Raw genomic sequence first — 12,882 nt, 5'->3', positions numbered from 1 at the left:
AGGATTAGTCGTTAGCGGGCTTGATCTCGTCCTCGACGACCCACTTGTGGTTGGTGACTTTCATGCCATCGGCCTCATAATTCACCATGTACACAGTTTGGTCTGTAGAGGACACAATTTTTCCTTTGGCGCCCTTCATTCCTTTCATATGGTCAGCTTCGATAGTGACGTCGGTGCCATCAGGAATCCGCTGGGTGCCAGCATCTTTTATTTCTTGCTGAACGACCCACTTGTGGTTTTTCACCGGCCTGCCACCATCCGTGGGGGTGTAATCCACTTCATATGTATATGTCGAGAACGCGCCCGCGATCGTGGCCTTCGCGCCCTTCATCCCTTTCATATGGTCAGCAGTCAAGGTTACGGTGCTACCGACGGGGTGGGTAGGGTGAGCGTTGATTGTGATACCGGCCGGCGCGTCACCGCCGTCCATGGAATGATCCATACCCCGGTGAGCGCCGTTGTCCTGAGAATCACTCGGTTCAGACGACTCTGACGTGCTCGATTCCGATGGGGATGACTGCTGAGACGCGGTAGTGGTTGCTGAGGTTGTGTCCTCGGATGACTGATCAGAATCTTCATCGACCGTGCATCCGCTGAGAACGAGTGCAGTGCTGACAGCACCCACAGTGAGTAGTGAGGCAATACGGCTTCGGCGGCGTAATGAACGCATGATCCCTCTTCTTTTATTTCTTATACTTCGCTGTTCTATACCACTAATACGCCCACTGTAATACACCATTTTTCCCGAGGGTAGCGATTCGCTTTTAGTGCACGCCACTGTCGGTACGCCACAGGGGGCATGCCACTGTCGGTACGCCACAGGCGGCATGTCCTTGTTCAGGCATGATCAAGTCAATTTTGCGGTCGTCTTACCGCCGCTGGCGCTGACGGTGCACCGTCGAGGGGCGATGTGGAAAAGCGCGCCACACACGTGAGTGAATGGCGGAAAAGAGCAGGGCCGATGTGCCGAAATACAGCGAGCACTCCGTTATCGGATCTGGGGTACTGCTAACTTGATCCTGGAGGAAGGCCTCCTAACGTCACGCCATTGGGTTATAGAGTTTCGTATGAGTGACTAAAACCTCTCGATCACCGGTGGGCTGTTGGAGTTCTTTATTCAGCTCCGCCATGACTGCTTCGCGTGCTCCGTCGTAGTCATCAAAAAAGCCGAGTACGTCACTATCTGATTTCTTTTCACCGTTATTCTTAACGACCACATAGGTGGCGGTGTCTGGAGCAGAAACCTGATGCTTAGTGTGGGTAAAAGGATCTCTATAGATGAATGACGTTGACACGAATAATTCTCCTGAGTTCTAAGTCCAGATTGTTAGGGCAATCGCCGGAAACAAGTTTAGTAGTTAGTTCACCAAAAGTGGGCGCGTATACCCCTCTATTTAGTGTTATGACCAATTATTGATACGGGACCGTTACAGTCCCGGCGTTCTAGCACCCTTATTCATGGAGTGACGTGACAAAAGACCACAACAGGTCCGATGCTTGCGGAAGCGCATGAAGGAAATGATTAGGCTGATCAGCGCGTGAAGGATGCCACGTCACGCAATACTCGAAGGACTCGGGCCGGGGCGTGTAGCTGATCCCAAAACCCTCCGGCACACTGGGCACAAAGGCATAGCGCACGAAATAATCGGCCCCACCAATTGATGTCGTGGAAAGGAAATCATATGTCGTTGCAGCAACACCCGGGTCGGTTAGAAACTCCGTCCCGGTGACCTCTTTGCCTTCTGCTTCCATAGCGGCGGTAGTAAACCGGAGACCCAAAAGGTGGCGATCAACGCCATCCCCACGCTTGCACGCCTTGACCCACGCTCGATGGGCGCCGAGGACATCGTCAAGATCCTGCCGCGTTGCCTCTCCACCAAGCAAAAGCGACGCGAATTTCACAGCTTGCGGAGTGACCGCACGCAAACACTCCGTGCGCCCGGCGCGATATTCACGCATGTCAACGGCTTCGTACACTCCTCGCGCCCGGCCGTAGATCAGGAGTTGCGCAATCGTCAAGATGAGCTGTTGCGCGGCGTCGGCACTAATTCGGAAGGGAAGCTGATCTGCCGGTGGGTGGGGGACCGTCACAATGCGTGTGGCGATATCGGCGAAATCCTGGGACACGTCACTGGCAGCTTCTTTGAGGACGGGGACGTCCTCATCTGGCCATTCCCAGGTCACTTCTTCCGGTGGGGGCGGCGTCTCAGAAGAGGTAGAAGCGGGAATAGTGACATCGTGCATACGACGTATCCCGGTGACCAGCGTCGCGCCGTCCACGGTGGAGTGTTCCACGTTTAGGCTCAACCAGGAGTCGGCCAGGCTCATCTCGTAACTGATGGGTTTGCACGCCCAGCTGTGTCCCGGTTCGAATGCGGAGCGATGGAGGTGGTCGGCGCCGTCACGTACCTCGTCGGTCAGGGTGATGGTGAAGAGGAAGTTCGTCAGGCGTCGGTAGGTGTGTTGGTTGTGGGGCTGCTCGAGTGCTCGCTCCAGGATGGGGGCGAGAGTCTCGCTACCGACGGCCGACGGTATGGCAAAGTCGAGGTCAGCAGGGGTCTGCTCACGTGATTCAGGTTTGTCATTACCGGGGCGAATAATTGCGTTGATCGACGCCGCGAGGGAATCGACATCGCGGAGTGAGCCGTCATGATCGGTCACGGGCACGGCGAAGAGTCGCCCTGCCCAGAACACGCCTATTTCTCGATCGCGGTCACCCAATTCGGCCCGATGAATTGTGTCGAGGTCGGACTGTGGATGGCGTATTCCGCCATCAAAACACTGCCATTGGTCCATCGTGGTGGGGTTTCCGCGGGCATCAGTTTCCTGAGGAGTGGTGCCCCGGGCTTGGTCGAGGTGAATGGTGGCGGCGCGGTAGATGAACTCCGCTGCCCGGCCAACTCCCGGAGTAGAAGACAAGAAACCCGGGTTGATCTGGAACGACACGTTCGTACTGTGAAGCAATGAGGTGCGCGTCGAGAGGTAGCCGCGTAACCATTCCGCCGAAAACCAGCTTCGGCCCGCCTCTCGCTCTGTGGCCGCGAACTTTTCAAGTTCGGCCTGAATTTCTGGCCCCGAATGCTGCAAGAAAACTGAACCCGCGGTGCGCGTGGTGTCCACGACGTCCGCGGGTGCGACTGCACGAGCAGCGGAAACGAGAGCTGCGACAGTCTGTTCAAGTGAAGGCAGGGGAAGAGTTTTCGGTTCCGGTGCGGTCATGTATTTATTTTCTCTACCCGGCGAGCCGACGGACAACCCCCGCCGGCTATTTTCCACCCCCTTGCTGCACCCGATCGCCACTTTCCCTATAGCCGGCTACAGCCCTTCGGTGTCATGTGAATTGCTGAGCGTCCGTAGCCCGATAGCTGCCGTGACCGTGAGCAACCCAGCAATAATCGTGAAGGCGATGCGCTGCGAGTGGACGAATGTGTCAACGACGGCGTCGCTCCACGCCCCATGCGGAAGGTCCACACCAACCACGATCGCCATGACAGTACCGATAACCGCAACACCGATCGAGTTGCCGAGCTCCTGCGCGGTGTCGTTCAGTGCCGCGCCGATCGAGGTGTGCTCTTCGGGCAGCGAACCAATCAATCCCACAGCAGCCGTAGTCATTACGGTCCGCATACCGATGGTCATGAGCAGCATTCCGGCCGCGCACCAGGCGTAGTTCGTGCCAACACCGACCCACCACACAACCAGGCTGACCAGGACGAATGCAATACCAACGGCACAGGCAAAACGCTGTCCATACTTTTCAACCATCTTATCGACGACGGGCCCAGCGGCCAGCATGCCGACGACGAAGGGCAGGTTTGCAACGCCCGCGACCCACGGACGCCATCCCCACGCGTATTGGTACAGTTCGGCCGACGCGAACATGACCGCTGCCATGGCCAGCTGAGTTGCGACCTGTAGGATAGCGGAGCCGGTCAGGGTAGGGATCTGGAAGAATGACAGGTCCAGCATCGGGTCTTTAGCTGTGTGTTCCCGCCAGATGAAGGCGACGAGCGCGAGAACGGATCCGCCAAGGGATATCAGGGTTCGCGGAGCACCCCACCCGAGTTCTGCACCGTTCGTCAACGCATAGAGCAACAGGCTGACGGCTAACCCGGAGAAGATGGCGCCGGCGAAGTCGATCGGGCCACTCTTTTTCGCTTGTGTGTCGTCGTGAACTAGTCCGAAGTAGACGCCTAACCAGGCGATTAACGCTGTCGGAGCATTGAGCATCAGCAGCCAATGCCAGTCCCAGTTTTCGACGGCCAAACCTGACAGCACGGGTCCGATAGCGAAGCCCGCCATGGATACGGTGATGATCACGCCGATGGCTTTCCCGCGCAGGGCGTCGTCGTCAAACAATCTAAAAACCAGAGACATGGTCAGTGGCGCAATGCCGGCGGCGAAGGCACCCGATAATGCGCGGATGGCGATGAGCTGCCCTGTGGTGTGGCAGAACATCACGCATAATCCCGCGAGACCGAAGAGGGCCAGGCCCCACAATAAAGTTCGACGACGGCCGAGTCTGTCTCCCAGGGTCCCGCCGACCATGAGAAACGCGCCGAAGGTGAGTGAATAGGCGCTGACGATCCACTGCAGACCGGTGGAGGTGGAGCCGAGGTCGCGGCCGATGACGGGGAGGGCGATGTTCAGGATTGAGTTGTCGAGCATTTCGACGAGCATCGTGAGGCAGAGGCCGAGGAGGGCCGGCCACGCTTCGAGTAGCGATTGGGCTTTTCTGTCCTTGCGTGGAGGGGCCGTGATGGTTGTCATGAGCGTCCTTTGTTCGTGTTCGTGCAAAAGATTCGTGAAAAGGGCGAACGAGCACCGGATCCCACGTGGCGAGGCAACATCGAATCATGTTCGGTCGCTCGAATTGCGTTCGAATATAGAACCGTGTTCGGTTAGTGTCAAGGGGAGAGGCCGGCTGATACGATCAGGGCATGCCTAGCAGCGAAAAGACAACTGATCGGAAATCGTCACCAGGTAAAAAGCTGCCCTCCTCGGTACAACGACCGAATGCGCGCCGCTCACCCCGGCGTGCGGTGTTGTCGGAAGAATCGATTATTCGCGTTGCGATCGCGCTTCTGGACCGCGATGGCGCGGATAAATTGACCTTGCGAAAAATTGCAGCCGAGCTCGACGCTGGTGTTGCGAGTTTGTACTGGTACGCCAGTGGAAAAGATCAACTTCTCGCTATGGTCTCGGATGAATTGATCCGGAGAGCGATCGACAAGGGTGAAGAGCTTGACCAGCGTGGACTGTTGGCCCCGGACGTCTTCTCCCGAGTGTCATTTGCTAAGCCTCATCCGTCGACGAGCGACGTAGCGGCTGAGGCCTTGGCACAGATTCGACGCTTATTGTTGTGCCTTTTCGAACAAATGATTGAGCACCGTTGGCTAGCCCTCCAACTAATGAATAATGGACCAGACCAGTGGTATGCGCTCCGGTTTTGGGAGCTTATTGGCCGGCAAATTCAACGTCTTGGTCTACAGAAACGCGAAGAATTATTCGCGACGAATGCCGTGGTTAATTACGCATCAGGAATTGGTGCGGAAGCATCGAGCCATACAGGGCATAAAAATTTGGATCCAGCTGAAGCTGAGGAAGATATGCATGCTCAAATTAACGAATGGGAACAACTAGATCCAGAAGAATTCCCGTTCGTCCACGATATCGTCGAGGAATTTACCGAGCATGATGATATTGCCGAGTACTCATACGGCTTAGAGTTGCTCCTCGGCGGACTGGAAAGGCAAACCTGGAAATAAGCCTGGGCCCGTGGGGGAAACGGGTTGCGGCCTACCCGCGTAAAAACTCCTCCCATTGCGGCCATTCTCGCGCTACCTGGTCAACGCCCATCTCGTAAGACTTCTGTAATTTCTCCACGTTTCTCTCTTTATTGTGGACAGGCATCTGTTCGGGATAGAACACCATTGCCCGCCCTTCCTTTTCCCATTGCGCTATTTTTTCTTTCGAACGGTTGTAACGTTCTGCTCGCTGAAGAATAGCTTCTGCAACAGCGGGTTGTTTGCGGAAATAACTCCGAATCAGACGGGCTTGTGACATGGGTTCCCGCCGAAATGATTTCGGACGAGTAAGAATGAAAAGGAATTTGGAATAACCATCTTCGATGGCGGCATCATAGGCAAACCCGCCCGTCGGCCCCATCGCGCCGTCGTAATAGTCATGCCCGTCAACGTGGGCTACAGGCATAAAGAATGGGATTGTTGAGGACGCGCGGGTATAGGCCGAAAGTTGTTCCAACGTCTGAACGTCGTCACGTCGCCACCATGTCATATTCCCGGTATCAGCACGTAGTGCTCCGAAAGCGAAGTCGGGAGAACTTTTCATAAAGGCGTCGAAATCCATCTCTGCTATTTCGCCAGGCATAACGGATTCTGTGTAGATAAATTCAGTATTGAAATACCCTTTTCCTTTCGCGAAGGTCTTCCACCCTCCGAACCGGGGATCCTCAACGAAATCTACAAACGATGCCTTAGCTCTCCACCGATTCCTAATGAGGAAATTGACTACATGCGTTGTTCCTGCTGATATTCCGCCAACCCACCCCGGATTAACCTTGTGGTCAATCAGCGCCTGAACGGCACCAACGGTGTAACTATTCCGCATTCCGCCACCTTCGAAAACAATGGCAACATCTGGGCAGTCCAGGGGAGAGTCGGACGTTCCCCACGGGGCGGTCGAGGGATCTTCAGCAGATGACGTCATAAACTCAGCATAACCTGAGTGTTATCCTCAGATCAGTACTTCGCGGGAGCCCAGCATAGAGGGCTGAGAAAACATTTTTCCTTCACCGTGTGGATATCTTCGTTGTGCCGATATCGCGAACGGATACCACGTGCCGGGAAGAATGTTGACCGTATGAACCTGATCCGGGTTATACCGGCGATAGGGAGTGAAGCTGTGAGGAAAGATAAAAATACCGGTAACGCGCGTCCTGCCCGACGGTGGAGGGTCGTCGACATCATTACGGCCGCCGTGTTGGGCGTGGCGACGGGATTAATTTTCTGGGTCTGGAACGGCCTGGGCGGCGCATGGTACAGCGCTATCGAATCGCTTTTGCCCGGATTCGGCGGACTGGTGACCGGGGTCTGGCTGCTCGGCGGCGTGTTGGGCGGCTTGATCATTCGCAAGCCGGGTGCCGCCATCATGGTGGAAGTCATCGCCGCCATCATCTCTGCGGTACTGGGCAACCAGTGGGGGATTACCACGGTGTATTCCGGTTTAGCCCAGGGGATCGGCGCTGAACTCGTCTTCATGGCGTTCATGTACGCCCGCTACACCTTGATAGTCGCCACGTTGTCTGGTGTGGGCGCGTCGGTCGTCGAGTGGTGCTACGAATGGGCATCGGGAAACTATGCCCGGTCGATCCAATACAACCTGATCTACCTCGTCTCCCTGTCCGTGTCGGGGGCCATTCTGGCGGGTGCTCTGGGCTTCTTCCTGGTTCGGGCGCTCGCGCGTGCGGGGGCGTTGGATCGGTTCGCTGCCGGCCGGGAAAGCACTGAGCTGGTCTAGTGGCGCACGTACACGACGACGTTCGGACGCCCGCGCGGGTAGTGGCCGAGGGCTTCGGTTGGCGGCACGCGGGGCGTCGGCAACCCGCGTTAGCCGATGTTAATTTTCGTATCGAACCAGGCGAGAAAGTCCTGCTCCTCGGGACATCAGGGTCGGGGAAGTCGACGCTGATGGCGGGGATGGCCGGGGTTCTCGGCGATTCCGACGACGGCGATTATGCCGGTCGATTGCTCATCAATGGGGTGGATGCTCGCAGTGTTCGCGGGCAGGTCGGTTTGGTGCTGCAGGACCCCGATTCGCAGGTCATTTCCTCGCGGGTCGGTGACGATATTGCCTTCGGTTGCGAGAATTTGGGTTTCCCGCGTGCGGAAATCTGGGAGCGTGTCCGGTGGGCCCGTGACCTCGTCGGGCTCACTGTTCCCCTTGACCATCCCACTGAGCAGCTTTCCGGCGGGCAGAAGCAGCGCTTGGCCCTCGCTGGTGTCCTGGCCATGGGTGCCGGATTGATCCTCTTGGATGAACCCACCGCGAATATCGACCCCGAGGGTGTGGCCGATGTCCGCAAAGCCGTGATCGCCGCCGCCGAGAGCACCGGCGCAACAGTCGTCATCGTCGAGCACCGCGTCGAGGTCTGGCGCGATGTCGTTGACCGCATCATGGTGGTGGGGGATTCCACGATTCGAGCCGACGGCCCGACCGACGAGGTTATCCGCACGATGGGGGAACAACTCGCCCGTGATGGAGTGTGGATCCCCGACGTTCCTCTGCCACTTGATAATTCGTGGCGACGGGAGCGTCAGGGCCGCGCTGCACTGGACCAGCACCGCGTTGTGTCGGTTGGAGCAAATGAAGTTGGAGCACACGAAGGTCGTGGAGGGGCAACGAGGAACACGCTGCTCCGGACGCATGACTTGGCCGTCGGTTGGGATGGGCGCGCGGTCAACACAGGAATCTCGCTGGACGTAACCCCCGAGCCGACGGTCATCACCGGGCCTAACGGCGCGGGTAAATCAACCGTTGCCTTGACACTCGCGGGATTGTTGGCGCCGGTTGCGGGGGACATTGACGCATCAGCACTCGTCGCCAAGGAAAAGGCTGGCGAGGCCACGTCGGTAGCAGTCCATAAAAAGCGTGATGCCAGTAGCAACCCGATGGAGTGGTCGTCGAGGGCTCTAGCGCAGCGCATTGGGACCGTGTTCCAGGACCCTGAGCATCAATTTGTGGCCCGAACTGTGCGCGACGAATTGCTCGTCGGCCCCCGGGTGTGCGGGATTGATCCTGATGTTGGTGAGCGACGTGCCGATGAGCTGCTCCGACGCCTGCACCTCGAGAACCTCGCCAAAGCCAATCCGTTTACCTTGTCGGGCGGACAGAAACGTCGGCTCTCTGTCGCGACGGTGTTATCCACCCATCCCGATGTGGTGATTGCGGACGAACCGACGTTTGGCCAGGATAGGACCACATTTATCCAGCTTATTGAGCTGCTGCGCGAGATGAGTGACGACGGTGTGGGGGTGCTCGCCATCACGCATGATCCTTTGGTAGTGGACTTGCTGGGTGTACGCCACGTTCGGTTGGCCTCGGGAGGAATGGAGGTTCAGCGGTGACCCGCGCAACGCCCCGAGGTGTGAACTTCAACCCGACGGCGCGCATCGCTGCGATGGCTCTCATTGCGACGCCACTTCTTATTTCGGTCGATATCGTGTCGGCCGGCGTGGCGTTGCTGTGCGAACTGCTAGGCGCGCCGTTCTTAGGAATGGGGTGGGGGCGGATCATTCGTCGTGGATGGCCGGTCTTTATGCTCGCCCCGCTCACCGGAGTGTCGATGCTGCTCTATGGCCGGCCTGAGGGCAAAGAATACGTGTCCTTCGCCTTCGCCCACATTACGGACAATTCGGTGTCCCTGGCTTTAGCGATCATGGTAAGGGTCCTGGCCATCGCTCTGCCCGCCGTCATCTTATCCGCGGATACCGACCCCACTGACCTTGGCGACGGCCTAGCGCAAATCTGGCATCTGCCGGAGCGATTCGTCATCGGCTCCGTAGCCGGTGTGCGTTTGGTGAGTTTATTCCAGCGTGATTATTCGGCGATGCACCGTGCTCGTCGTGCCCGTGGCTTGGCAGATTCCGGCCGGATTCGTCGTACGCTCACTATTTTCTTCGCCTTGTTAGTGCTCGCGCTGCGGCGTGGTGGGAAGTTGGCGACGGCCATGGAAGCGCGCGGGTTCGGCTCGGATCGGCCCCGGACCTGGGCGAGAGAATCACGCCTGCGGTGGCCGGACTGGGTCTTGATGGTCGGTGCGCTCCTCGTCGCGCTGATGGCGCTGGTGACAGCGTGGATGACCGGGTATTTGCGCTTCTTGGGGGGCATGATGTGGAGCTGGCGATGACAACCGACATCACCACGTTGTTTCGCGAATCGGGAGCGACGTCTTCGCGGTTAGCCTCCTCTGTAGGAATCAGAGTGGCCAGTACCGACGACGGCCCAGCAGCCCTGCGTCGATTGGTTGACGACGGAGCTATACCCGATTGCTTTTCCGCCGAGCTGGGAAGCACAGTGCTCATCGACGGATTGTCGGGCTCGGGCAAAACAACGCTCGCTAGGTATCTGGCGGAGGCGACCGGAACCCGGGTGGTCCATTGTGATGATTTTTACCCCGGATGGTCTGGGCTGATGGAGGCCTCCAGAATCGTGGCGGATTGCGTTTTGTCACCCACCGACGCTGGCTATCGTCGGTGGGATTGGGCTGCCGACGCTCCCGGGGAGTGGGTAGCCGTGGATCCCGCCGAGCCGCTCATCGTCGAGGGAGTCGGCGCAGTTACACCCGCGTCGCTAAAAGCTGCTCGTCGGCGGCTGTTAAATCAGCGACGGATGCGTGATCAACGGCCACTGCGCAATCAGCGGTGGCTTATAAGTGGTCAGCCACCGAAAATCCGAGAAGATGTGAACATCGTGGCTATTGAGGTGCGCGCTGATGCACAGCGGCGACGGCAGCGGGCACTCCACCGCGACCCAGGATTTGAAGAGTTTTGGGCTATGTGGGCCGAACAGGAGAAGGACTATGAAGCCTCACGTGGAAAGCCAACCATCGCTATCTGGAATGATCTCACGGCTGGATAAGTCTTGGTCGACCACACTGGCCGCGTTTACTGGCCGACCCCACAGTTGAGTCGCTATTTCGCCACATTTACTGGCGGTTGTTATTTCTTAGTAATGGGCCCAACATGCATGTCAACGGTATCGCCAGAGCATGCGTCCGTGGGGTAGTCAACAAAGAGCGCAGCCTCCTCGTCAGGCGGATATATCCGCAGGCCACGAGCCTGCTGGGGCTTACATGATTCCGGCGAGTAATTTCCCGACTGCGCCTTCTTGACCGACACGGTGGCAGCTTCCCCAGGGGCGACGGTCACAAGAGACGCTGTGGCATTGTGGTCCTTGTCGGCCGGCTTACCGATCTGGTGCCCATCGTTCCCACCGACGGCACTCACGCCGGGATACCCATAAAACGTGCAGGGATGATCGGACTGGTTAGTCAGGGTGATCGTGAGATAACTGGACCCGGCCGCTCCGCTCTCAGTCTTCAGGGAAGCTGAGATATCCGAGGTGTGGCACCGATCGTCACGTCCTGTCGACGCAGCACCTGCCGCTTGACGTGCTCCAGGGTCACCGGATTCTGAACCGTTTGTCGTCGACGGTTCTGCTGCCGCTGAGGAACCCGACAGCGACGGCGACGGTGTGGCAGAGGATTGTGACGGGGTGGCCTGTTCCTGTGAACTGGCGGAAGGAATCGTCGACTCTGATCCTGTGTTGGTAGGGGATGTACTGCTCCCGCATGCTGCGAGGACGCACGTGCTCACCGTGAGTGCAGTGAAGATAGCACCGCGCCGGGCTGATACGCCGCGCCGGGCGGATCCATGAGAGCGTGCGTGTCGCTGGGGCATCGGTGAGTGGTTCATATGTCCGAGTGTAGCCGTCGGCAATGATGCAGCCGGGTGGAGAAAACCAATTAGCACCCAATTACGTGAACTATGTCTCATAGATCGTCGGAAACCTTTAAAATCACAGTCATTCGTTGTTAAAAAGTGGCGTATTGATGTCTGATCGCGGGCGTGCGTCTTATCGATTTCTATGTGTGAGAGGAACCGTCATGGCTCTGAACTCTGATTTTGATCTTTACCAGCTGCCGGAGGATTACCAAGGGGTGCGCGAAGCCATCCGGGAGATCGCGGAGAAAAGCATCGCCCCGCACGCCGCGGACGTTGACGAAAAGGAGCGTTTTCCTCAGGAAGCCCTGGACGCGCTGGTAGAGACGGGGTTCAACGCCGTGCACATTCCGGAGGAGTATGGCGGAGCCGGTGGGGATTCGCTCATGGCGTGCATCGTCATTGAGGAAGTCGCGCGCGTGTGTGGTTCGTCCTCGTTGATCCCGGCCGTGAACAAGTTGGGGACGATGGGACTCATTTTGAAGGGCTCGGAGGAGCTGAAACAGCAGGTCCTCCCGGATATCGCCGGCGGGAAGATGGCCTCGTACGCACTGTCGGAACGAGGAGCCGGCTCCGACGCGGGGTCCATGAAGACGCGTGCCCGCAAAGACGGTGACTCGTGGGTCCTCAATGGATCGAAGTGTTGGATCACTAACGGCGGCAAGTCCACCTGGTACACCGTGATGGCGGTCACCGACCCGGATAAAGGCGCCAACGGCATTTCCGCATTCATGGTCCACGCCGACGATGAAGGCTTCGTCGTCGGCCCCAAAGAAAAGAAGCTAGGGATCAAAGGATCTCCGACGGCCGAGCTGTACTTTGAGGATTGCCGCATTCCCGCTGACCGCATCATTGGCGACGAGGGGACAGGCTTTAAGACCGCCCTGGAGACCCTGGATCACACGCGCCCGACGATTGGTGCGCAGGCCCTTGGCATCGCGCAGGGGGCGTTCGATCAGACCGTGAAGTACGTGAAAGAGCGCGAGCAGTTCGGCCGCCGGATTGCCGATTTCCAGAACACGCAATTCATGCTTGCCGACATGAAAATGAAGATCGACGCTGCGCGCCTCATGGTGTATACCGCGGCGTCGAACGCCGAGCGTGGCCACGCCGAGGGTGGGGAGCGCTTAGGTATGCTCGCTGCGGGTTCGAAAGCGTACGCGTCAGACGTCGCTATGCAGGTGACGACGGATGCTGTGCAGTTATTCGGTGGTTATGGATATACCCGTGATTTCCCGGTTGAACGCATGATGCGCGATGCCAAAATTACGCAGATCTACGAAGGAACGAACCAAATCTGCCGCATGGTCATGGGCAGACAGATACTGAAATAGCAGGTCAAAGGCTATTTTTGCCCCCC

Annotated in this window: 12 protein-coding genes; 6 read left to right on the top strand and 6 right to left on the bottom strand. The window is 57.9% G+C overall.

Annotation, left to right across the window (positions count from 1 at the left end; translation table 11 throughout):
• Positions 1-4: 4 nt before the first annotated feature.
• The 4 genes from I6J23_RS00305 to I6J23_RS00290 form a co-directional block, all read right to left on the bottom strand.
• Positions 5-670, bottom strand: a complete 666-nt coding sequence (locus I6J23_RS00305; RefSeq protein WP_204582083.1) for a YdhK family protein — start codon at positions 668-670, stop codon at positions 5-7.
• Positions 671-1,040: 370 nt separating this feature from the next.
• Positions 1,041-1,295 (bottom strand): hypothetical protein, encoded by a 255-nt coding sequence (locus I6J23_RS00300; RefSeq protein WP_046203087.1) that lies wholly within the window; start codon positions 1,293-1,295, stop codon positions 1,041-1,043.
• A gap of 157 nt (positions 1,296-1,452) precedes the next feature.
• Complete coding sequence (locus I6J23_RS00295; RefSeq protein ID WP_204582082.1) at positions 1,453-3,219, bottom strand: choline/carnitine O-acyltransferase; 1,767 nt, start codon at positions 3,217-3,219, stop codon at positions 1,453-1,455.
• A 96-nt stretch (positions 3,220-3,315) separates the two neighbouring features.
• On the bottom strand, positions 3,316-4,770 hold the full coding sequence (locus tag I6J23_RS00290) for an MFS transporter (protein WP_204582081.1): 1,455 nt from the start codon (positions 4,768-4,770) through the stop codon (positions 3,316-3,318).
• Positions 4,771-4,940: 170 nt separating this feature from the next.
• Here I6J23_RS00290 and I6J23_RS00285 point away from each other — a divergent pair, with 170 nt between their 5' ends.
• Positions 4,941-5,768: a TetR/AcrR family transcriptional regulator gene (locus I6J23_RS00285; RefSeq protein WP_204582080.1), complete on the top strand. Its 828-nt coding sequence runs from the start codon at positions 4,941-4,943 to the stop codon at positions 5,766-5,768.
• A 31-nt stretch (positions 5,769-5,799) separates the two neighbouring features.
• Here I6J23_RS00285 and I6J23_RS00280 read toward each other — a convergent pair whose 3' ends face one another.
• Complete coding sequence (locus I6J23_RS00280; RefSeq protein ID WP_204582079.1) at positions 5,800-6,729, bottom strand: patatin-like phospholipase family protein; 930 nt, start codon at positions 6,727-6,729, stop codon at positions 5,800-5,802.
• A gap of 195 nt (positions 6,730-6,924) precedes the next feature.
• On the opposite strand from I6J23_RS00280, the gene I6J23_RS00275 reads away from it, so the two are divergent.
• From I6J23_RS00275 to I6J23_RS00260, 4 genes are read left to right on the top strand one after another with little or no spacing between them, the layout of a single operon-like run.
• On the top strand, positions 6,925-7,539 hold the full coding sequence (locus I6J23_RS00275; RefSeq protein WP_204582078.1) for an ECF transporter S component: 615 nt from the start codon (positions 6,925-6,927) through the stop codon (positions 7,537-7,539).
• The gene (locus tag I6J23_RS00270) at positions 7,539-9,146 is read left to right on the top strand and encodes an ABC transporter ATP-binding protein (RefSeq protein ID WP_204582077.1); all 1,608 of its coding nucleotides are present in this window, start codon (positions 7,539-7,541) and stop codon (positions 9,144-9,146) included. Before I6J23_RS00275 ends, I6J23_RS00270 begins: the two co-directional genes overlap by 1 nt.
• A 53-nt stretch (positions 9,147-9,199) precedes the next feature.
• A complete protein-coding gene (locus I6J23_RS00265) occupies positions 9,200-9,928 on the top strand; it encodes an energy-coupling factor transporter transmembrane component T family protein (RefSeq protein ID WP_204582822.1) in 729 nt (242 codons plus the stop codon).
• The gene (locus I6J23_RS00260) at positions 9,925-10,659 is read left to right on the top strand and encodes a hypothetical protein (protein WP_318744554.1); all 735 of its coding nucleotides are present in this window, start codon (positions 9,925-9,927) and stop codon (positions 10,657-10,659) included. Before I6J23_RS00265 ends, I6J23_RS00260 begins: the two co-directional genes overlap by 4 nt.
• Before the next feature lie 80 nt (positions 10,660-10,739).
• Here I6J23_RS00260 and I6J23_RS00255 read toward each other — a convergent pair whose 3' ends face one another.
• Positions 10,740-11,495 carry a DUF4232 domain-containing protein gene (locus I6J23_RS00255; RefSeq protein WP_204582076.1) on the bottom strand — a complete coding sequence of 252 codons (756 nt, stop codon included), beginning with the start codon at positions 11,493-11,495 and terminating at the stop codon, positions 10,740-10,742.
• A gap of 191 nt (positions 11,496-11,686) precedes the next feature.
• Here I6J23_RS00255 and I6J23_RS00250 point away from each other — a divergent pair, with 191 nt between their 5' ends.
• A complete protein-coding gene (locus I6J23_RS00250; RefSeq protein WP_204582075.1) occupies positions 11,687-12,856 on the top strand; it encodes an acyl-CoA dehydrogenase in 1,170 nt (389 codons plus the stop codon).
• Positions 12,857-12,882 lie beyond the last annotated feature (26 nt).

The sequence above is a fragment of the Corynebacterium kroppenstedtii genome (assembly GCF_016894245.1).
Classification (GTDB): Bacteria; Actinomycetota; Actinomycetes; order Mycobacteriales; family Mycobacteriaceae; genus Corynebacterium.
Note: the sequence above shows the minus strand (reverse complement) of the source record. Positions and strands in the feature narration are given on the sequence as shown.